A 20,753-nucleotide genomic window follows, 5' to 3' on the forward strand; every position below is an offset into this window, starting at 1 on the left:
CGTCATTTTTTTCGATCGGTGCGGCTTAACGGCAACAAGGGCACCTTAAAGCCTTAATTTGCTCCCAGTTTTCGGCAAAGTGCGGCGTTCCCGCCGGGGATACGGAGATGTACGTGACGAAGTCGATCACCGCTTTGGCTTTGGTCTGCCTGCTGGTTGCAGGAGCGGCCGTGGCCAGCATTCTGGGTCGCGACAGCGTGCCATCGGCCGGTATCGCCATGCCGGCGGCGGTGGCGAAGAGTCCCGTTTCCAACCGCGAGGCCAAAGGGGATCGCCTCACCGTAACGCGGGTTTCGGCGCTTCCGGAGCAACCGCAACCGGCTCCGGCCCCGAAGGACGCGTTGCGCCAGGCTTTTGCCTATGCGTCGGCTGACGCCGAAATGCCGAAGCCGATTGCGGCGCCTGGCCACGTCGCCGAGGCAGCCGCGCCTGCCCAGATCACCGGTTCAACTGCGGCTGCCGAGGTCACCGAACCTGCGGCGCCGAAGCCGAAGCCCGCTGCCGTGGCGGCCCTCAAGCCGGAAGTGCAGAAAGCCTATGCGCTGCTCAGCGACGGCCAGATTGCCGGCATCAAGGATCGCCTGAAGCTGTCGCCCGACCAGGAATATTATTGGCCTGCGGTGGAAACCGCCTTGCGAGCCGTGGCCCGGAAGATCCACGCCACGCGCCAGAGCAATCCCAAGCCCGGCAGCATGCCGATCGATCCCGACTCCGACGAGGTGCAGCAGCTGAAATCGGCGGCGATGCCGCTGCTCTGGCAGCTCCGCGACGACCAGAAGGACGAAGTGCGCAAGCTTGCGCGCATCATCGGTTTGGATAAGGTCGCCGCCGCAATCTAATGCGGGCGACGACGAGGGATCGGTGAACGAGTACGACGCGCTGCGCGATTTCCTGAAGCAGCAGACCCGTCCTGAACTCATGCTCAGCTTCGATCAGATCGAGGAGATCATCGGCGCGAGCCTGCCACGAGCCGCGCAGCGCGCCTCCTGGTGGGACAGTCTGCGCAGTCCGCAGGAAAAGATGCCACAGCGTGAGGCCTGCCTCGAGGCCGGCTATGTCGCGACCCGCATGCCGGATGGCAAGGGCGTGCGGTTTCGTAAGTTGAAGCGGCCATAGCTGATTAGCATCATCGCGACGCGCACGCTCTACTTGCCGGCCAACCGCTGCGCACGGTGTGAACGAATCCGCGATCGTCGCCGCATTTGGCTGGCCTCAACTGTCATCGCCGCGCGGCGTCGCGATCTCGTTAGTTCCATTTTCCGAGTATGCTTTGCAGCAATCCCTTCCGCAGGTGCGAAGCACGCGTGAAGCCAATCCGTTAGGACGAGATTGGCCCGGAATCTGCTTTGACAGTCGCTTCGAACGCTGATCCAATTTCGCATCGCTCCAGGCATCCGCATGGAGGCGCGAGGTTTTCTTGGATCAGTATCAGCTGGAGTCGATTGTATGAACGAGCGCGACCTTCGCAACCAGATCGCCGATGTCAAATCCGGGCGCTTGTCGCGCCGAGATTTTGTGCAACGGATGATCGCCCTGGGGCTGACCGCGCCGATGGCCGGCGCAATGCTGGTCCATTCCGGGGTGGCGATGGCGGCGGAAGAGATCGTCTACAAGCCGACCAAGGCCGGCGGCGGCGGACCGCTGAAGCTATTGTTCTGGCAGGCGCCGACCCTGCTCAATCCGCATTTCGCGATCGGCACCAAGGATCAGGAAGCCTGCCGTCTGTTCTATGAGCCGCTCGCCGGCTGGGATGCCGACGGCAATCTCGTGCCGATCCTCGCCGCCGAGATTCCGACCAAGGAGAATGGCGGGCTCGCCGCCGACTACACCTGGGTGGTCTGGAAGCTGAAGAAGGGCGTGAAATGGCATGATGGTCAGCCTTTCACGGCTGACGATATCATCTTCAACTGGCAGTATGCGGTCAATCCCGACACCGCCGCGGTCTCGATCGGCAGCTACAAGGCGATCAAGTCGGTCGAAAAGATCGACGACCACACGGCGAAGGTCACCTTCGTGCAGCCGACGCCGTTCTGGGCCGATCCCTTCGTCGCCGCTTTCGGCCAGATCATCCCCAAGCACATCTTCGCCGATTACATCGGCGGCAAATCGCGCGAGGCGCCGGCCAATCTGAAGCCGATCGGGACCGGGCCCTATACGTTCGTCGACTTCAAGCCCGGCGATTCCATCGCCGGCAAGCGTAATCCCGATTATCACCAGGCCAACATGCCGTATTTCGATACGGTCGAGGTCAAGGGCGGCGGCGATGCGGTGTCCGCCGCGCGCGCGGTGCTGCAGACCGGCGAATACGACTACGCGTATCTGCTGCAGGTCGAAGACGAGATCCTGACCAAGCTCGAGGCGGGCGGCCAGGGCAAGGCGCAGCTCACGGTGACCGGCCATATCGAATACATCGCCCTCAACGTGACCGACCCCTGGACCGAAGTCGACGGCGAGCGCGCCAGCATCAAGACCAAGCATCCGCTGTTCTCCGATCCGGCAGTGCGCAAGGCGATGAACCTGCTGATCGACCGCGCCTCGGTGCAGAAGTTCATCTATGGCCGCGCCGGCGTCGCGACCGCGAACTTCCTCAACAACCCCGAGCGCTTCCGCTCGCCGAACAACAAGTTCGAGTTCAACATCGAGAAGGCCAACCAGATCCTGGAGGAGGCCGGCTGGAAGAAGAATTCGTCCGGCGTCCGCGAGAAGGACGGCAAGCAGCTCAAGGTCGTGTTCCAGACCTCGATCAATGCGCCGCGCCAGAAGAACCAGGCGATCATCAAGCAGGCCTGTCAGAAAGCCGGCATCGAGGTGGAATTGAAATCGGTGGTGGCCTCCGTGTTCTTCTCCTCGGACGCCGCCAATCCGGACACCTACACGCATTTCTACTGCGACATGGAGATGTACCAGACCACCATGCCGCAGGCGGATCCGCAATTCTTCATGAACCAGTTCGTCTCATGGGAGATCGCGAACAAGGAGAATAAGTGGCAGGGCCGCAACGTCTCGCGCTGGCAGAACAAGGAGTATGACGAGACCTATCGCCAGGCGCAGAGCGAGCTCGATCCGGTCAAGCGCGCGGCAATGTTCGTCAGGCTCAACGACCTCGTCGTTCAGGACAACTACATCCTTCCCGAAATCAATCGCAAGAACTGCATCGGGCTGAAGAACGGGATGGTGGCCAACAAGAGCGGCTGGGACAACGACCTCTGGCAGATCGCCAGCTGGTACCGCGAGACCTGACGCGCCCGGCGCCATTGTTATGATCACCACAACATTCTAAGGCGGGAGCGATGGGGAATTACCTGCTCAGGCGCCTGATCGTCGCTGTGCCGAGCCTGCTCGGCATCAGCCTGATCCTGTTCGTGCTGCTGGCGCTCGCCCCGGGCGATCCGTTCGGCGAGCTGGCCAGCAATCCGAACATCCCTCCTGAGGTGCGCGAGGCGCTGCGGGTCAAGTTCGGCATGGATGACCCGATCCTGGTGCGCTATCTGCATTGGCTCGTCGCCATGGTGCATGGCGATTGGGGCTTCTCGTTCGCCAGCCGGGTCAATGTCGACACGCTGATCCTGCAGCGGATCCCGACTACGCTCTACGTGGTCGGGACCGCGCAGCTCCTGGCGCTCGCGGTGGCGCTGCCGATCGGCGTATTGGCAGCGACGCGGCCCTATTCGATCTTCGACCAGATCGCCAACACCTTCGCCTTCATCGGCTTCTCGTTGCCGACCTTCTTCACTGGCCTGTTGTTGATCCTGATCTTCAGCGTCAATCTCGGCTGGCTGCCGTTCGTGTATCGCACCGATATCCACGCCACCGGCTGGCTCTGGTATTGGGAAAACATCAAGCAGGCAATCATGCCGGTCACGGTGCTCGGCTTGTACCAGGCCGCGTCCTACACGCGCTACATCCGTTCCGCGGTGCTCGACGTCATCAAGCTCGATTACGTCACCACGGCGCGCGCCAAGGGGCTCGACGAGAGCAAGGTCATCGTCAAGCATGTGGTGCGCAATGCGCTGATCCCGGTGGTGACGCTGGTCGCGCTGCAGATGCCGACCGTGTTCGGCGGCGCCATCGTCACCGAGCAGATCTTCCGCGTTCCCGGCATCGGCTCGCTGCTGATCAGTGCCATTCTTGCCAACGACACACCCGTGATCATGGCGGTGACCTTCGTGTTCGCCTGCCTGGTCGTCCTGTTCAACCTGATCGCCGATATCCTGTATGGCTGGCTTGACCCACGTATCTCCTTCCGTTGAGGCGGTTGTCGCGCCGGTTACGCGCAAACGCCGCTTCTCCCCCGGCCGCGACGCGGTCAGGCGCTTCCTTCGCCACCGCCTTGCCGCGCTCAGCGTCCTGGTGCTGGCGCTGCTCGCGCTGTCGATCCTGGTCGGACCGTGGCTGTGGCGCGTGCCGATCAACGAGATCGACTTCACCGCGCGGCTGTCGCCGCCGTCCTGGGATCATCCGTTCGGCACCGACGATCTCGGCCAGGACCTGCTGTCGCGCATGATCTATGGCGGGCGCATCTCGCTCGCGGTCGGCTTTGCGGCAATGGCGGTCGGCCTGTGCTTCGGCATCATCGTCGGCGCCATTGCCGGCGCCTCCAGGGGCGTCGTCGATGCCGCGCTGATGTGGCTGACGGACTTGTTCCTGTCGCTGCCGCAGCTGCCGCTGCTGCTGCTCGTCATCTATCTGTTCCGCGATTTCCTGAAAGGCTGGCTGGGGCCGGAGGGCGGCGTGTTCGTGCTGATCGTGCTGGTGATCGGCGGTTTCCGCTGGATGCCGGTGGCGCGTCTGGTGCGCGCGCAATTCCTGTCGCTGCGCGAGAAGGAGTTCGTGGAGGCGGCGCGCGCGCTCGGCGCTTCCAACCTGCGCCTCGTGGTCCGCCACATCCTGCCCAATGCGCTGGGACCGGTGATTGTCGCCGGCACCATCGATGTGGCCGCCGCGATCATCGCGGAATCGACGCTGTCGTTTCTCGGCCTCGGGTTCCCGCCGGATATTCCGACCTGGGGCCGGCTGCTCTATGACGCCAAGGACTATCTCGACATCGCGCCGCATTGGGCGCTGTTTGCCGGCGGCGCCATCTTCCTCACCGTCATCGCCATCAACTTCATCGGCGACGGCCTGCGCGATGCGCTCGACCCGCGAAAGGTGATGTGATGGATGCCCGCGTAGCTCCGCTGCTCGAGATCAAGGGGCTGAAGACCTATTTCGACAGCGACGAAGGCAGGGTGCAGGCGGTCGACGGCGTCGATATCGCAATCGGCCGCGGCGAGACCTTGTGTGTGGTCGGCGAGTCCGGCTCCGGCAAGACCGTGACCGCCATGTCGGTGCTCAAGCTGATCGCGATGCCGCCGGGTCGCATCGTCGGCGGCCAGATCCTGTGGCAGGGCCGCGATCTGGTGCCGCTGCCGAGCGCCGAGCTCAATCGGATCCGCGCCAGCGAGATCGCGATCGTGTTCCAGGAGCCGATGACCTCGCTCAATCCGGTCTACACGGTCGGCGACCAGATCGCCGAAGTGATCCGGCTGCATCAGGGCCTGTCGAAGCGCGCCGCGATGGAGCGGGCGGCGGAGATGCTCGCTCTGGTGCAGATCCCGAACCCGCAGCGCCGCGTGCACGACTATCCGCATCACTTCTCCGGCGGCATGCGCCAGCGCGTGATGATCGCGATGGCGCTGTCCTGCAATCCGAAGCTCCTGATTGCGGACGAGCCGACCACCGCGCTCGACGTGACCATCCAGGCGCAGATCCTCGATCTCCTGCTCGACATGAAGGAGCGGCTGGGGATGTCGATCATGCTGATCACGCATGCGATGGGTGTGGTTGCCGAGGTCGCGCAGCGGGTCGTTGTGATGTATGCGGGCCGGGTCGCCGAGGAGGCGCCGGTGGATCGTCTGTTCGCCAATCCGCGCCATCCCTATACGCAGGGCCTGATCCGCTCGATCCCGCGCATCGATCTCGATGCGGTGAAGAAGACGCGGCTGGAGAGCATCGCTGGCAGCGTGCCCAAGCTGGTCAATCCGCCGGAGGGCTGCCGCTTCGCCTCGCGCTGCCGCTTCGCGCTTCCTGATTGCCGAAAGGCGCAGCCGGAACTGCGCGAGATCGAGCCCGGCCACAAGGTGGCCTGCATCCGCGCCGAGGAGAATTTGCTGCAATGAGCGCGCTTGCCGCCACCGACGCGACGGCGTCTCAGCCGCTGCTCAGCGTCCGCAATCTGACCAAGGCGTTCCCGATCCGCGGCGGGCTGTTGAAGCGCGAGATCGGCAGCGTGCGCGCGGTCGACGGAGTCAATTTCGATATCGGTGCCAGCGAGACCTTCGGCCTGGTCGGCGAATCCGGCTGCGGCAAGTCGACCACCGGCCGCTGCGTGCTGCGGCTGATCGAGCCGAGTTCGGGCGAGCTGCGCTTCGAAGGCAAGGATGTGATGTCGCTGTCAGGCGAGCGCCTGCGCGCGCTCCGGCGCGACATCCAGATCATCTTTCAGGACCCTTACGCCTCGCTCAATCCGCGCATGACGGTCGGCGCCATCATCGGCGAGGCGCTGACCATCCATGGGCTGGCCACCAGCCGTCAGCAATACGAGGCGCGGATCGTTCACCTGCTCGAGACCGTCGGCCTGCAGGCCGACCACATGACGCGCTATCCGCACGAATTCTCCGGCGGCCAGCGCCAGCGCATCGGTATCGCGCGGGCGCTGGCGGTCGAGCCCAAGCTGATCATCTGCGACGAGCCGGTGTCGGCGCTCGACGTCTCGATCCAGGCGCAGGTGATCAACCTCTTGGAGGATCTGCAGCAGAAATTCGGCATCGCCTATCTGTTCGTCGCGCATGACCTGTCGGTGGTCGAGCACATCAGCCGCCGCGTCGCGGTGATGTATCTCGGCCGCATCGTCGAGACCGCGGCCTCGCGCCAGCTCTATTCGACGCCGAAGCACCCTTACACGGAAGCGCTGCTGTCGGCGGTGCCGATCCCCGACCCATCCGTCAAGCGCAAGCGCATCCGCCTGAAGGGCGAAGTGCCGAGCCCGATCAATCCTCCGTCGGGCTGCCACTTCCACACCCGCTGCCCGCTCGCCAAGGACATCTGCAGCGCGGAGGTGCCGAAGCTGAAGGAAAGCGCACCGGGCCATCTGGTGGCGTGCCATTTCAGGTAGGGACGACTGAAAGCACTTCCGCAACGGAAGTGTTGACCCTCTCTCTTGGGGGCCCATTCCGAGCACACATCCTGCCGCGATGACGGTGCACCCTCTCCCCTTATGGGAGTGAGATGCTTTTGGATTTTTCGATATATATCAGTGACGCGCGTCATCGTGCACTTAGAAAGCTATGGGGCACAGAAGGACGGCACGGTCAGCTATTTCTACTTCGACGAAAATGCGGGTCGGTGCGCCATCACTCGTCGCGTCGACAAAGAGGCCGCCAAGCAACAGGGTGCTCGCCTCGTCCGGACTGACAGAGGATCAGATCGAGTCATCCGCTCCAGGCAGGACCGCCGCCATGGGCGAAGTGATTGAATAACCCCCTGCACACACCGGCTCGTGTGGAAATGCATGCAGGGGGTGTTGCTGAGCACGCGTCTCGTGATCAGCGCATCACGCGCTCAGCCGGTCGATGATGCCGATCTCCGGATGTGTGGCTACTGTCCTCAAGGACAATCGACACCCAGCGTTGCCGTCCCACAAAACTCCGCCATGAGGTTGTGGATGAATATTCCGGTGCACGTGTTCGTTGTCGGCGTCAACTTGATAGGTACGGTTACAATCGCATTGCTCACCATGCAACTATTCAGTCTGAGACGTAACGCCATGAAATTTGTTGAAGCACCCCCTTACGCAACCCCGGAAGCCGCAGCGCGCAAGCTGATGGAGATCGCGCGCCCGCTGAAGCCGGTCCAAGACCGCCGCCCTCACATCGAAAAAGTCAACAGGCCGATGCTCGGGGAGTTCGGAGCCACGCCCGCCGAATACCAGGCAGGCCTTGACTACGCGATCGCGCAAGGCTGGCTGTGGCTGCATGAAAGCGGCACGTATGTGGAGATCACCGAGATGGGCGCAGAGCTGTTCGCAATCGATGCCCAAGAAACTTGAAAAGAGGGCTGCGCGGTGCCGTCAACTTTCATCCGAGTACAAAACGCTCGCGCAACAGCCGGGCCTGCCCAAGAAGCACGCGAATCTGCTCAAGAACATCAGTCGGTCCTACAGTGCTCTCGCTAGCCAATTTGAACTGCTCGCCCTCTATAGGGCGCAGGAAAGGGGAATCTTAAAATCTTGATCCCGTGCGTCGGTCGCGCCGGTCCTCGGTTTCATACGGAAAAGAAAGAGGCTCCAGTCCGGGGCTGGCGGGGACTGGAGCCTTTGACGCACGACCCTTGGCCGGATCGTGCATGTTAGGAGGATGAATCGCCGGTCCGCTCTGGCGCTCTTGGGCCGGCGACTTGTGATAACGGACCAGTTTCGATCCTCCTCTCGTTCATTTCCGCAGCCTTGTCGAGCACCGCCGCAGCAACGTTCGGATCGGAAGTTGATTTGGCCATATTGAGCAGCGCGGCCACCGCTTCGATGAGGAAATTCCCGGTCATCTTACGCAAACCAGCCCATGCCTCGGCAACACGCCAAAGGCCGTAACTCGTACTGGCCGGGTTGGTTCCGCCGACGAAAGAAAATGAAAACACAACCTCACCGCTTCGGCAGACGTTTTCGCGGCTGTGGTCGATGCTCCCCACGCCCCAGGCGTTGGGGACGGCCCTGACGGCGACTAGATCAAGGGCTTGGTCGCTGAAAAGCCGTAGCACCCTTACCCCCTGCATGCCTGGGCTTAAAGGGGGTAAGCATGCAGGGGGCCAGCCACGTTGCCGAGCACATGCCTCCCTGGCACCACGTCACGCACTCAGCAGATCGATGATGTCGATCTCGGTACGAGGCGCCATTGTCCTCAGGGACAATCGACACCCAGCGTTGCCGGGCCACAAAGCGCCGCGATGAGGTTGTGAATGAATATTCCGGACCGCCTGTTCGCTATCGCCGTCGTTCTGATAGGTTCGGTCGCAATCGCATTGCTGACAATAATGCTATTCCCAATTTGAGCCCTGACGATGAAGTTCGTTGAACCACGCCCCTAAGCGACGCCCGAGACCGCAGCGCGCAAGGCTGGCTGTGGCTGCATGAAAGCGGCACGTATGTGGAGATCACCGAGACGGGCGCGGTGCTGTTCGCGATCGATGCTCAAGGCAAGTGAAAAGACGGCTGCTCAGTGCCGTCGGCTTTCGTCCGAGTGCAAATCCCAAGCGCAACAGCCCGGCATACCGCAGAAGCGCGAACCTGCTCAACAACATCAGCCGGAGCTACAGTGCTCTCGCCAGCCAATTCGAAATGCTTGCCCTCTACATCGCGCAGGAAAAGGGGACTCTGAATGCTTGATCGCGAGGCCATGGAGCTACCCGTACAAGCGCAGCGCACTGGTCGCGCTGCGGCCGACGAAGATTTTCGGCGAGCGACCCGCCGTCAACGTGGTGGTCGGGTGAACGATGGTTTCACGAATACACTTGCATATCCGAATTGTACTCTCTGTCGCTCTGATTGGCGCAACGATGCGCGAAAGCAACGCTCAGAAAATTCAAGTGCCATTAATCGACATAGACTGCTCGGCGTTTCAGCGGAAAGATGACGGGACTTGGATCGTGCTGCACTCGAGTAAGGTCGTGCTTGGCAGCAACGTCAATAAGACCGTCGCGCCGGGGGACGATCCGCATAACGTGCAGCTAACGCCCGCCTCGACCCTTGACGGTGTCCTTAACGCGATATGCGGAAAACTCAAGAAGTAGCGATATGCAATCTCTACAGCATTACGACGAACCAAGCGGCTATTGCTGCGCTGTTTCGCGTCGTCAATCGCCACGTCGGCAACCTGCCGCCGGTGCCGGGCGTGTTTCCGGACTATCCGGCTCCGGCGTCCGCAACACGGACGCGGGCACCGAGGTGGGCGACCATGCGATGGGGCATTCCGCCACCGCCACGGACAGCGAAGCGCGATCATGCGGGTTGAGGGATGTGTCTCCGCGGAGACGCTGCGCTCGCGGAGACGAACCCCTCACCCAAGTGAGCATGAAGTAGCATCGGTGTAGCCCTCTCCCGCAAGGGGAGAGGGCGCAGTCATGAGCGCCGTAGCAGTCGTTGGCGCCGAAATGACGGTGCACCAGCTCCTATCCTGTGTGCATTCCTTCGCTCAAAGGCGCAAGGGCTATCCGATTCGTTGAGCTATTTCGAACTCACGCCGCCTCGCGGCTGGCGATCACATTCGTCAGCTGGCTGCCCTGCGCGTCATTGAGCGAGAACTGCACGACGGCCGTGTGATCGCTCACCCGCGTCACCGCTCCCGGCAGCTCGGACATCATGCCGGTCACCGTCAGGCTGACCGGCGTATTGACCGACAATTCCACCGGGATCGCTTCGATCAGCGCGCCGCCGAGTGCGATGTTGCGGACCTTGACCGGCGCGCCCTGGCCGTTCACCTGCAACGTGGCGGGGCGGTTGATGTTGAGCCGCGACGCCAGTCGGCGGTCGACATCGGCCGTCGACGTCCTGATCACCCGGACCAGGTCGGCCCGCAGCTCCTGGACCTTGTGCGCGACCTGGGCCGATCCGTCGCGAATATCGGTCGAGCGCCGGCCGGCCTCGGCGGCTTCGCGCGATACCGAGGCGATCTGGGTGGCCACCTCGCGCGCCGCAAGCGAGGTCTCCTCGACGGTCCGCGAAATCTCCGTCGTCACGGCATTCTGCGCGTCGATCGCATCCGCGATCCCGGACGAGACGGTCTCGACATTGCGGATCACCTCGCCGATCACGCCGATCGCGGCCACGGAGGCGCGCGTCGAGTCCTGGATTTCGGCGATCTGCTGGGCGATTTCGCTGGTCGCTTTCGCGGTCTGCTCGGCGAGCGATTTGACTTCGGAGGCGACCACGGCAAAGCCGCGACCGGCGTCTCCGGCGCGCGCCGCCTCGATGGTCGCATTCAACGCCAGCAGGTTGGTCTGGCCGGCAATCTCGCTGATCAGGCTGGTCACCGCGCCGACCTTGTCGGCCGCTTCCGAGAGCTTGGCGATGGTCGATTGCGCTTCGCCTGACGCGGAAACGGCTTTGCGGGTCAGCTCGCGCGACGAGCTGACCTGCGACGAGATCTGCGCGATCGAGGCCGCAAGTTGGGCGGAAGATTTCGCCACCATCTGCGTGTTGGCCAGCGCCTGCTCGGCCGCGGCAGCGACGCTGCTCGAATTCTGCTCCACGCTCAGCGCGCTCTCGGTCATCGATCTTGCATTGCCGGCCATGTCGCCGGCGCCGTCGGCAACCTCGCTTACGGCCGTGCTGGCTGCGCGCTCGACCGCCTCGGCCATCTCCTTCAGCGCCTTGCTCTTGATCTGTTCGGCAACCCGCCGCTGTTCATCCTCCAACAGCGCGGTCTCATGCGCCTTCTCCGCGATCTTCTGCCTGAACTGCTCGATCGATCGTGCCATGTCGCCGAGCTCGTCGCTGCGTTTCAGCCCCGGCAGCGCGATGTCAAAATTGCCGCGGCTGAGCTGGGTCAGGGCTACGCTCATCGACTTGAGCGCCGAAGACATCTGGCGCGCGATCAGCAGCGTGATGGCACCGAGCACGACGATGATGCTCACGGCGGCGATCACGACGTTGCGCTTGCTGTCCCACACCTGCGCCTCGAGGTCATCGACATAGACGCCGGTGCCGATGATCCAGCCCCAGGGCTCGAAGCCGGCGACATAGGACAGTTTGGGTTGCGGCGCGTCCTTGCCGGGCTTCGGCCACATATACTCGACGACGCCGGCACCATCGCGCCTGACAACATCGACCATCTCGACTAACAGGTGCTTGCCGTTCGGGTCCTTGTTGTCGGCGAGCATCTGGCCGTTCAGTTCGGGCTTGATCGGATGCATCACCATCCGCGGGCCCATGTCGTTGATCCAGAAATAGTCGCCATTGCCGTAGCGGAGCTTGCCGATCCGCTCGGCCGCGCGCTTCTGCGCCAGCTCCGGCGCGATCTTGTCACGGGCGATCGTTTCATACTCTTCGCGCACGATACTGAGCGCGGTCTGCGCGAGATGCGTCAGCTCGTTCCGGCGCTGCTCCTTCAGGGCCGTCGCCAGATTTCCGCTTTGAGTCACGGCGAGGCCCACGAGCCCGCAGAAGGACAGGCCGATGATCGCATAGATGCGAAGAGCGAGGGACAATCGCAGACGGGACATCGAATATCCGGGAAAATACGGAGTGGTTGTATCTGGGAGAATTACTAGCAAGAGGCCGTTGACGCGGCGTTAAGCTGGTCCGCGGGGGACAAGGATTGGTCAACCGTATGGGCGAAGCAGCGCGCCTCGCGTTGGAATCCCGGTGCTCGGATTGCAGCCGCAGACGACGGCCTGGATGATGCAGCTCATCGTCTCCTGGTGGGCTCCGAGCAGCTGTTCGAATATGCCCGCCATGCGCAAATTGCCCGTCGTGCCAACGTGTCGCAGGCTGCGCGCCTTGTCGTGTCGGGCAAATCACGAGCACATTTGTCCGCGTCTCGGCCTACCAAGAGGGGCGCTTCGCGATCGTCACGAGTGTCGGGCCTGAGATGCGATGGACGCGATGATGTCGCAGTGTGTGCGAGCACACCGACGAACGATGTCGTCGCGTACGGTCAAGCCGCGTGGTCCTGGCATCCCGACGCTGATGCCGCGCTGATGCGAAAGCGTCATGCGCAATACGGTGGCCAACACGCCCGGAGCACCGGGGAGAACGCGGAGCAGCCGTTAAGGCCATTGCGCAGGGAAGGCCGGCGTTATCCGGCTGAGCCTGTGGTTCCTGCCCCGTGCATCTTGTTCGCACGGGGGCCGCGGGTATCAGTCGATACCCGGTCTTCCCTGCGCCCTCTCTTTCGAAGAGGGACGATGAATTTCAAAGCTCGGACGCGCAAGGCGTCGCGAGAACGGGAACATGTATCTGGTGGAAACATGTGTCTGGTTGGAAGAGGCATGATGGCTCCTGATACTCAGCCGTCATCGCCTGCCACCCGCTGCCGGCGAAGCTCCCAACTCTCAGTATCAGCTCGCCGCCTCCAGCCGCACTTCGGTCAAAAGCCGCATCGCGGTGTCGGCGTCCATCGGCTCGCCGAAGGCATAGCCCTGCGCGAATTCGCAGCCGAGCTGATAGAGCTCGACCGCATCGGAATCCGTTTCCGCGCCCTCGGCGACGACGTCCATGCCGAGATCATGCGCCAGCGCGATGATCGATTTGAGGATCACCGGGCGCGTGCCGCGCGTCGTGGTGCGCACGAAGGACTGGTCGATCTTCAGCGTATCGAACGGGAAGCGCTGCAGATAGGCGAGCGAGGAATGACCGGTGCCGAAATCGTCGATCGAGAGCCCGACGCCGAGCTCGCGGATGCGGGTCAGCATCTGCGCGGCATGCTCGGGATTTTCCATCACCAGCGATTCCGTCAGCTCCAGCTTCAGCGAGCCGCGCGCCACCGAGGAGCGCGCCAGCACCGAGCGGACGTCGTGGATCAAATCGTGGCGCAACAGCTGCCGCGAGGAGACGTTGACGCTGGCGAACAGCGGTTCGCGCGAGCGCATCGCGCGCTGCCAGATGCTGAGCTGCCGCGCGGTCTGGTCGAGCACGAAGGTGCCGAGATCGACGATGAGACCGATCTCCTCGGCGATGGTGATGAACTCGATCGGCGACATCCGGCCGAGCTTGGGATGATCCCAGCGCGCCAGCGCCTCGAAGCCGGCGATCGAGCGATCCTCCAGCCGCACGATCGGCTGATAGAGGATGGTGATCTCCTGGCGCTCGATCGAGCGGCGCAACTCGCTCTCGAGCGTCAGGCGGTCGTTCTTGCGTGCACGCATCGCCGGCTTGTAGACGTCGATACGGTCGCCGCCGATCCGCTTGGAGTGATACATCGCAAGCTCGGCGTCCTTGATGATGTCTTCCGAGAGCTGAACCTGCGGGTCGGACAGCGCAAGCCCGATCGAGGCGGTGAGGAAGATTTCCCGCTCGTTGAAGGCGATCGGCGCGCGGACGGTCTTGCGGATGGTTTCGGCAAAGGCGGTGATGCGCGCGGGATCCTGTTCGGAGAGCAGGATCAGGCCGAACTGATCGCCGGCAAGCCGCGCCAGGGTGTCCTGTGGTTTGAGGATGCGGGACAGCCGTCGTGCGAGGGTCAGCAGAATGGAATCTCCGACCGCGATGCCGACGGAATCGTTGACCTGCTTGAAGCGATCGAGATCGATCACCATCAGGGTCGGCCGCAGGTTCGGCATGGTCTTGCCGAAATTGGCGACGGCGGCCAGGCGGTCGATGAACAGCTTGCGGTTGGGAAGCCCGGTCAGATTGTCATGCACGGAGTCGTGGAGCATGCGCTCCTCGGCATTCTTGAACTCCGTCACGTCGGTCAGCGTGCCGACCACGCGCGAGACCTCGCCGTCCGAGCCGACCACGGGCCGGGCCTTGAGCGCGAACCACATGAAATGGCCGTCGGGCGTTCGCAGACGGAAATCCTGCACCAAGCGACCGCGACGCTGATCGAGCACGCTGTCGAGCGCGGCGCGGAAGCGGTCCTGGTCGAGCGGATGCAGCACTTCGAGCCACTTCGCCGCCGGCCCTTCGAGCGTGCCGCGCTTCAGTCCGAGCAGATGTTCGGTTTCGGGGCTGGTGAACACCTTGTCGGCAGAGACGTCCCAGTCCCAGATCAGGTCGCCCGAGCCGGTCAAGGCCAGCGCGCGGCGCTCGACGTCGGAGACGATGCCGGTGGTGGCGCCACCGCCGGCAAAGGCGTGCTGCATGACCGTGAATCCGATCAGCATCACGATCAGCACGAGGCCGCCGAGCAGGGCCGGGCCGACGATGTCGTTGGTGACGGAGCCCGCGACCGTCATGCCGGCGGCGCCGACCCAGACCGTCAGCAGGAACCAGGTCGGAATCAACAGCACCGCGCGGTCGAAGCCGTGGCTCGAGAGATAGACGATCAGCGTAAAGCCGGCGACCGCGATCAACAGCAGCGACATGCGCGCGATGCCGGAGGCCACGGCCGGATCGAACAGCGCGACCGCGACCAGCGAACCCAGGAAGAACAGCCAGCCCACCGTGATGTGCGAATAGCGCACATGCCAGCGCGACAGATTGAGATAAGCGAACAGGAAGACGAGCAGGGTGGCGGCCAGGATCGCCTCGCCCGAGGCGCGCCAGACGCGCTCGGCGTTGTTCGACATATCGAGCACCTTGCCCCAGAAGCCGAAATCGACGCCGATATAGACCAGCACCGCCCAGGCCAGCGCGGCGGCCGCCGGGAACATGATGCTGCCCTTGACCACGAACAGGATGGTGAGGACGAGTGCAAGAAGTCCGGAGATGCCGATCACGATGCCCTGGTACAGCGTGAACGAGTTGACCTTGTCCTTGTAGGCCTCGGGCTCCCACAGATAGAGCTGCGGCAGCTTATCGGTGCGCAGCTCCGCGACGAAGGTGACGACGGAGCCGGGATCGAGGGTGACGCGGAAGACGTCCGCGGTCGGGCTTTCCTGCCGCTCCGGCAGATCGCCGATCGAGGGCGTGATGGTGGCGATACGGGAGAGGCCGAGATCCGGCCAGAACACGCCCGAGCCGACTACGCGGTAATGCGGCGCGACGATCAGACGGTCGAGCTGGTCGTCAGTGTTGTTGGCCAGCGCGAACACGACCCAGTTTTGGCCGCCCTCACGCGCCCGCACCTCGATGCGGCGAACGATGCCGTCGGTGCCGGGCGCCGTGGACACCTGGATGCGATCGCCTTCGCTCTTCTGATGTTCAAGGATGCCGGTGAGGTCGATCGCAGGTGCGTCACCGCGGACGCTGACCGCGTCGACGGCATGCGCAGGGGCTGCGGCAACAGCAATCACGAGGCCCAGCGCAAGGGACGCAAGGCACCTGATGAGATGCAATGTCAAATCTCCGCGTTCGACGCCAATCCAAAGCGAAACAGGTCAAACCGAAAGCGCAGCCGGAAGGGATGGCAATGTCCTTAGGATTGCGCGATCATTGCCACGAAAGCGTGGAAAATCAAAGGGTTTCCACACACACTCTGTTTAGAGTTCGCCTAGACTTCCAACACAATTTTGCCAATATGTTGACTGGTCTCCATGCGTGCGTGTGCTTTGGCGGCATCCGCGAGCGGGAAGCTCGAATCCATCAGTGGCTTGATGCGACCCTCGCGCAGAAACGGCATCACTTTCTGCTCGATCGCTGCGACCATCGCCGCTTTCTCCGCATTGCTACGGGGGCGCAGGGTCGAGCCGGTGTGGACGAGCCGCTTCACCATCAGCTTGGCGAAATTAACGGTCGCCTTCGGGCCGCCCAGGAAGGCGATCTGGACGATGCGGCCGTCGGTTGCAGCGGCGTCATAGTTGCGCTCGATATAGTCGCCGCCGACCATATCGAGGATCACGTCGGCGCCCTTGCCGCCGGTCGCCGCCTTGGTCGCGGCGACGAAATCGTCGGTCTTATAGTTAATCGCATGGTCGGCGCCGAGCTTGAGACAGGCCTCGGCCTTGTCGGCGCCGCCGACGGTGACGATGACCGTCGCGCCAAAGGCCTTGCCGAGCTGGATCGCCATGGTGCCGATCCCCGACGATCCGCCATGCACCAGCAGCGTCTGGCCGGATTTGAGCGCGCCGCGCTCGAACACATTGTGCCAGACCGTCATCAGGGTTTCCGGCAATGCGCCGGCCTGGAGCACCGACAACGAGGGCGGCACCGCGATCGCCTGGCCGTCCTGGGCAATGCAATATTCGGCGTAGCCGCCACCGGCGACCAGCGACATCACGATGTCGCCGAGCTTGTGCCTCGTCGCACCCTCGCCAAGCGCCACCACCTCGCCGGCCACTTCAAGTCCCGGCAGGTCGCTGGCGCCGGGCGGTGGTGGGTAGCTGCCGGAGCGCTGCGCCACATCGGGGCGGTTGACGCCCGCGGCCTTCACCTTGATCAGGATCTCACCGGGGCCCGGCTTCGGCACGGGGCGGGTTTCCGGCTTGAGCACCTCGGGACCGCCGGGCTTGCTGATGGCGACGACGGTCATTTGCGCGGGCAGCTGTTCCATGAGATGTCCTTCGCGACGGCGGGAATCCTGGCAAGCTGCTTAGCCAGCCGGGCTGCGGCTGGCAACCGGCAGGAGGATTTAAGGAGGACGAAGGATGGCAGGCGAAGACGACGAGCGGCCGCGCAAGGCGGCCTCGCATGAGATCGGTCAGGATCTGTCGATGCTCTCGCTCGAGGAGCTGACCGCGCGGATATCGTTGCTGCAGGGCGAGATCGAACGGCTGCAGCAGGCGGTTGCAAAAAAGCGTGCCTCGCGCGACGCGGCGAACAACATCTTCAAATCGTAAATGTGAAGGCGCAAATGTGCTCGGCCAATGGCCGACATGGCTAACGAAGCCTGAATTTTTCGCGCTATTTACGGTTGATTAAGCTTTCGCCTTTATAACCGGACTGTCCTCGTTTGGACACCGAGTGGCTCCTGTCCACTCTGTTTGACGCCTCCCTGTTATCAACTTTCAAAGCCGCCGGAAACGGCGGCTCTTTTTTTGCCTCAGCTATGACGGGCGCTGCGTGTGCACGCTGCAGAGCACACTCCCACTTCACGGAAACCATATTCCGTCTTGCTGCTGGACTCTGGCAACGACCCGCGCAATGATTTGTTTATCATACCGGCGAGGCAAGCCGGTTGTTCGTAAACAGTCGCGTAAGAGGCGTTAACCATGTCGGACCGTTTGCAGGGCGATGGCGCTCTTGTTCAGTTCAACGAGCGGCTCACCAATTCCGCTGCATTCGGGACTTTGTTTCGCGAAGGCATGGATCTGGTCGAGGAGACCGCCGCCTATCTCGACGGCATCGGCCGCACCGAGGCCAAGGCGCTCGACCGTGCGGTCAGCCTGACCTACGCCACCGAGAGCATGCGGCTCACCACCCGCCTGATGCAGCTCGCTTCCTGGTTGCTGTTGCACCGGGCGGTGAAGGAAGGCGAGATGACCTTGAGCCAGGCCAATCGTGAGAAGACCAAGGTGAAGCTCACGGCCGCCGATCCCGGCCCGACCGACCTCTTGGAGAAGCTGCCGCAGCAGCTGCAGGACCTGATCTCCCGCTCGATGAGCCTGCAGGCCCGCGTCCGTCGCCTCGACAGCTCGATCCACACGCCGGCGGACCAGAGCGCGATCGGCAACCCGCTGGTGCCGCATCTCAACCGGCTCAAGGCCGCCTTCGAGCAGTAAGGCCCCCGCGCCGCCGGCGCGGTCAGAGATCAAGCCGAAACAAAAACGCCCCCGACATCGGGGGCGTTTTGCATTTTCGGTCCAAGCCCCGCAGCGGCTGCGGCCCGAGAAGGATCAATCCTTCTTGAGGAAGCCCTGGAACTTCTTCTGGAAACGCGACACGCGGCCGCCGCGATCCATGATCTGCTGGGTGCCGCCGGTCCAGGCCGGGTGCGATTTCGGGTCGATATCGAGGTTGAGCTTGTCGCCCTCTTTGCCCCAGGTCGAGCGGGTCTGGTACTCGGTTCCGTCGGTCATCACGACGGTAATCGTATGATAATTCGGGTGAATGTCGGCTTTCATGGCATATCCTACGGCACGGTGAGGCGCGACCGCGCCTATTCCTGTCATCACTGAAGGGGGACAATTGGTCGCTCTATAGCCGAACGTCCTGCCCAAAACAAGCCGATGCTCTGATTCCTGGCCCTCAGGCGTGCATGCTGCCGGCCTGCCTCCAATTCCGCCGCACTCTCCCACCTTGGTATCTTTCCGGATTTGCCAAGCCCCGCCGCGCAGGCCTATCAGGGCGGGCAACGTTTTGAAGCATTCCAGGTGGCTCATGAGCGCAGTCGAACGGCTTGAGGACAGGCAGGACGAGACCCGGCCGGACCCGGTGGGGGATGCCGTCGCGGCGGTCGAGGCGCTGGCCGAGGATGCCGTGCCGGAACGTCGCTCCCGGCTGCGCCCGTTGCTTGCATTGTCGCCCTATATTGCCCGCTATCGGGGGCGCGCCATCCTGGCGCTGATCGCGCTCACGGTTGCGGCGTTGACGACCCTGCTGGTGCCGGTCGCCGTGCGCCGGATGATCGATTTCGGGTTCACCCCGAAAGGCATCGCGCTGATCAACAGCTATTTCAGCGTGATGATCGCGGTCGTGGCCGTGCTCGCGCTGGCGAGCGCGTCGCGCTACTACCTCGTGATGACCATTGGCGAGCGCATCGTCGCCGACCTGAGGCGGGACGTGTTCGCGCATCTGATGTCGCTGTCGCCGTCGTTTTTCGATTCCGCGCGGAGCGGTGAACTGATCTCGCGGCTGACTGCCGACACCACCCAGATCAAATCGGCCGCGGGCGCATCGGTCTCTATCGCATTGCGCAATCTCCTGATGTTTGCTGGTGCCACCGCGATGATGGTGTTCACCAGCCCGAAACTGTCCGGGTTCGTGCTGCTCGCCATTCCGCTGATCGTGCTGCCGTTGGTCGCATTCGGCCGCTGGGTGCGGCGGCTGTCGCGCAACGCGCAGGACACTTTGGCGGACGCATCTGCTTATGCATCCGAGCTCGTCGGCGCGATCAGGACGGTCCAGGCCTATACCAGCGAGCGGCTTGCCGGCGACCGCTTCGGCCGCGAGGCCGAACAGGCCTATCAGGCGGCGCGAGTGTCGACCAAGGCACGCGCAGTCCTGACCGCAATCATCATCTTCATCGTGTTCTCCAGCGTGGTCGCGATTCTCTGGATCGGATCGCATGACGTGCTCGAAGGCCATATCAGCGCCGGACGTCTGGGTCAGTTCGTGCTCTATGCCGCATTTGCGGCTGCAGGGCTCGGTCAGCTCAGCGAGGTCTGGGGCGAGGTGTCCGCGGCTTCCGGCGCCGCCGAACGCCTGTTCGAACTGCTGCATGTGAAGCCGGAGATCACGCCGCCCGCCAACCCGCGTGCGCTGCCCGAGCCCGCGCGCGGTGACCTGAGCTTCGACCACGTCAGCTTCGCCTACCCGATGCGTCCCGATGTTCGAGCGATCGATGATGTCTCGTTCACGATCAGAGGCGGCGAGAAGGTCGCGATCGTCGGACCGTCGGGCGCCGGCAAAAGCACGCTGTTTCATTTGCTGCTGCGCTTCTACGACCCGGTGTCGGGTGCGATTTCCGTCGACGGCGTGCCGATCCGCGACGCGGATCCACGCAAGGTACGCGAACGCATGGCGCTGGTGCCGCAGGAGCCCGTCGTGTTCGCCGCGAGCGCGCGCGAAAACATCCGCTTTGGCCGGCCCGAGGCCAGCGATGCCGAGGTCGAACGCGCGGCTGAACTCGCCCATGCCAGCGAATTCATCCGCCGTTTGCCGGAGGGGTTCGATGCGCCGCTGGGCGAGCGCGGCGTGACCTTGTCGGGCGGCCAGCGTCAGCGCATCGCGATCGCGCGGGCGATCCTGCGCGACGCACCGCTGTTGCTGTTGGACGAGGCCACCTCCGCGCTCGATGCCGAGAGCGAGACGCTGGTCCAGACTGCGTTGGAAGAACTGATGCGCCACCGGACGACGCTCGTCATCGCGCATCGCCTCGCCACGGTGCTGTCATGTGATCGCATCCTGGTGATGGAGCAGGGCCGCATCGTCGAGCAGGGCACCCACGCCTCCCTGGTCGCCGCCAACGGGCTCTATGCGCGGCTCGCGCGCCTGCAGTTTGAGGGCGCGTGATCGCGCCCTCAATTTA

General features: G+C 63.4%; 16 protein-coding genes and 1 pseudogene. 12 read left to right on the plus strand and 5 right to left on the minus strand.

Annotated elements, in window-relative coordinates; translation table 11 throughout:
- The first annotated feature begins 113 nt into the window (after positions 1-113).
- The 8 genes from ACQR1W_RS26400 (at position 114) to ACQR1W_RS26435 (ending at position 8,086) form a co-directional block, all read left to right on the plus strand.
- A complete protein-coding gene (locus tag ACQR1W_RS26400; RefSeq protein WP_434853736.1) occupies positions 114-839 on the plus strand; it encodes a hypothetical protein in 726 nt (241 codons plus the stop codon).
- A gap of 22 nt (positions 840-861) precedes the next feature.
- Positions 862-1,116, plus strand: coding sequence for a DUF7662 domain-containing protein (locus ACQR1W_RS26405; RefSeq protein WP_434853559.1), 255 nt, complete (start codon positions 862-864; stop codon positions 1,114-1,116).
- Positions 1,117-1,446: 330 nt separating this feature from the next.
- Positions 1,447-3,240 (plus strand): peptide ABC transporter substrate-binding protein, encoded by a 1,794-nt coding sequence (locus ACQR1W_RS26410; protein WP_434853560.1) that lies wholly within the window; start codon positions 1,447-1,449, stop codon positions 3,238-3,240.
- 50 nt (positions 3,241-3,290) lie between these two features.
- Positions 3,291-4,250: an ABC transporter permease gene (locus tag ACQR1W_RS26415; protein ID WP_008974457.1), complete on the plus strand. Its 960-nt coding sequence runs from the start codon at positions 3,291-3,293 to the stop codon at positions 4,248-4,250.
- Complete coding sequence (locus ACQR1W_RS26420) at positions 4,216-5,157, plus strand: ABC transporter permease (RefSeq protein ID WP_434853561.1); 942 nt, start codon at positions 4,216-4,218, stop codon at positions 5,155-5,157. Before ACQR1W_RS26415 ends, ACQR1W_RS26420 begins: the two co-directional genes overlap by 35 nt.
- On the plus strand, positions 5,157-6,158 hold the full coding sequence (locus ACQR1W_RS26425) for an ABC transporter ATP-binding protein (RefSeq protein WP_434853562.1): 1,002 nt from the start codon (positions 5,157-5,159) through the stop codon (positions 6,156-6,158). Before ACQR1W_RS26420 ends, ACQR1W_RS26425 begins: the two co-directional genes overlap by 1 nt.
- Positions 6,155-7,153, plus strand: a complete 999-nt coding sequence (locus ACQR1W_RS26430; protein ID WP_434853563.1) for an ABC transporter ATP-binding protein — start codon at positions 6,155-6,157, stop codon at positions 7,151-7,153. The genes ACQR1W_RS26425 and ACQR1W_RS26430 overlap by 4 nt, the downstream gene beginning before the upstream one ends.
- 549 nt (positions 7,154-7,702) lie before the next feature.
- A complete protein-coding gene (locus ACQR1W_RS26435) occupies positions 7,703-8,086 on the plus strand; it encodes a hypothetical protein (protein WP_434853564.1) in 384 nt (127 codons plus the stop codon).
- Positions 8,087-8,385: 299 nt separating this feature from the next.
- Here the strand turns inward: ACQR1W_RS26435 and ACQR1W_RS26440 are convergent, their stop codons facing one another.
- The gene (locus ACQR1W_RS26440) at positions 8,386-8,790 is read right to left on the minus strand and encodes a hypothetical protein (RefSeq protein ID WP_434853565.1); all 405 of its coding nucleotides are present in this window, start codon (positions 8,788-8,790) and stop codon (positions 8,386-8,388) included.
- Positions 8,791-9,821: 1,031 nt separating this feature from the next.
- On the opposite strand from ACQR1W_RS26440, the pseudogene ACQR1W_RS26445 reads away from it, so the two are divergent.
- A pseudogene (locus ACQR1W_RS26445) lies at positions 9,822-10,016 on the plus strand (SOS response-associated peptidase); the annotation flags it as partial.
- Between the two features lie 247 nt (positions 10,017-10,263).
- On the opposite strand, the gene ACQR1W_RS26450 reads toward ACQR1W_RS26445, so the two are convergent.
- From ACQR1W_RS26450 to ACQR1W_RS26460, 3 genes are all read right to left on the minus strand, one after another.
- A complete protein-coding gene (locus tag ACQR1W_RS26450; RefSeq protein WP_434853566.1) occupies positions 10,264-12,249 on the minus strand; it encodes a cache domain-containing protein in 1,986 nt (661 codons plus the stop codon).
- Positions 12,250-13,086: 837 nt separating this feature from the next.
- Complete coding sequence (locus tag ACQR1W_RS26455) at positions 13,087-15,963, minus strand: EAL domain-containing protein (protein ID WP_434853567.1); 2,877 nt, start codon at positions 15,961-15,963, stop codon at positions 13,087-13,089.
- A gap of 155 nt (positions 15,964-16,118) precedes the next feature.
- Entirely contained in the window at positions 16,119-17,117 is a 999-nt protein-coding gene (locus ACQR1W_RS26460; RefSeq protein ID WP_434853568.1) for an NAD(P)H-quinone oxidoreductase, read from the minus strand.
- Between the two features lie 94 nt (positions 17,118-17,211).
- Between ACQR1W_RS26460 and ACQR1W_RS26465 the strand changes: the two genes are divergently transcribed.
- Complete coding sequence (locus ACQR1W_RS26465) at positions 17,212-17,403, plus strand: DUF1192 domain-containing protein (protein ID WP_434853569.1); 192 nt, start codon at positions 17,212-17,214, stop codon at positions 17,401-17,403.
- Between the two features lie 372 nt (positions 17,404-17,775).
- Positions 17,776-18,285 carry a DUF1465 family protein gene (locus ACQR1W_RS26470; protein ID WP_008974450.1) on the plus strand — a complete coding sequence of 170 codons (510 nt, stop codon included), beginning with the start codon at positions 17,776-17,778 and terminating at the stop codon, positions 18,283-18,285.
- A gap of 114 nt (positions 18,286-18,399) precedes the next feature.
- Here the strand turns inward: ACQR1W_RS26470 and rpmE are convergent, their stop codons facing one another.
- Positions 18,400-18,627 carry a 50S ribosomal protein L31 gene (gene rpmE, locus ACQR1W_RS26475; protein ID WP_012046762.1) on the minus strand — a complete coding sequence of 76 codons (228 nt, stop codon included), beginning with the start codon at positions 18,625-18,627 and terminating at the stop codon, positions 18,400-18,402.
- A 256-nt stretch (positions 18,628-18,883) separates the two neighbouring features.
- On the opposite strand from rpmE, the gene ACQR1W_RS26480 reads away from it, so the two are divergent.
- Positions 18,884-20,737, plus strand: coding sequence for an ABC transporter ATP-binding protein/permease (locus tag ACQR1W_RS26480; RefSeq protein WP_434853570.1), 1,854 nt, complete (start codon positions 18,884-18,886; stop codon positions 20,735-20,737).
- Positions 20,738-20,753 lie beyond the last annotated feature (16 nt).

This window comes from Bradyrhizobium sp. HKCCYLS1011, assembly GCF_051167795.1.
Classification (GTDB): Bacteria; Pseudomonadota; Alphaproteobacteria; order Rhizobiales; family Xanthobacteraceae; genus Bradyrhizobium.

Excerpts from the sequence above, each read along its gene's own strand:
- ACQR1W_RS26410 (WP_434853560.1), top strand. The coding sequence starts at position 1,447 with ATGAACGAGCGCGACCTTCGCAACCAGATCGCCGATGTCAAATCCGGG.
- ACQR1W_RS26415 (WP_008974457.1), top strand. The coding sequence starts at position 3,291 with ATGGGGAATTACCTGCTCAGGCGCCTGATCGTCGCTGTGCCGAGCCTG.
- ACQR1W_RS26420 (WP_434853561.1), top strand. The coding sequence starts at position 4,216 with ATGGCTGGCTTGACCCACGTATCTCCTTCCGTTGAGGCGGTTGTCGCG.
- ACQR1W_RS26425 (WP_434853562.1), top strand. The coding sequence starts at position 5,157 with ATGGATGCCCGCGTAGCTCCGCTGCTCGAGATCAAGGGGCTGAAGACC.
- ACQR1W_RS26430 (WP_434853563.1), top strand. The coding sequence starts at position 6,155 with ATGAGCGCGCTTGCCGCCACCGACGCGACGGCGTCTCAGCCGCTGCTC.
- ACQR1W_RS26435 (WP_434853564.1), top strand. The coding sequence starts at position 7,703 with ATGAATATTCCGGTGCACGTGTTCGTTGTCGGCGTCAACTTGATAGGT.
- ACQR1W_RS26450 (WP_434853566.1), bottom strand. The coding sequence starts at position 12,249 with ATGTCCCGTCTGCGATTGTCCCTCGCTCTTCGCATCTATGCGATCATC.
- ACQR1W_RS26460 (WP_434853568.1), bottom strand. The coding sequence starts at position 17,117 with ATGGAACAGCTGCCCGCGCAAATGACCGTCGTCGCCATCAGCAAGCCC.
- ACQR1W_RS26465 (WP_434853569.1), top strand. The coding sequence starts at position 17,212 with ATGGCAGGCGAAGACGACGAGCGGCCGCGCAAGGCGGCCTCGCATGAG.
- ACQR1W_RS26470 (WP_008974450.1), top strand. The coding sequence starts at position 17,776 with ATGTCGGACCGTTTGCAGGGCGATGGCGCTCTTGTTCAGTTCAACGAG.
- rpmE (WP_012046762.1), bottom strand. The coding sequence starts at position 18,627 with ATGAAAGCCGACATTCACCCGAATTATCATACGATTACCGTCGTGATG.
- ACQR1W_RS26480 (WP_434853570.1), top strand. The coding sequence starts at position 18,884 with ATGAGCGCAGTCGAACGGCTTGAGGACAGGCAGGACGAGACCCGGCCG.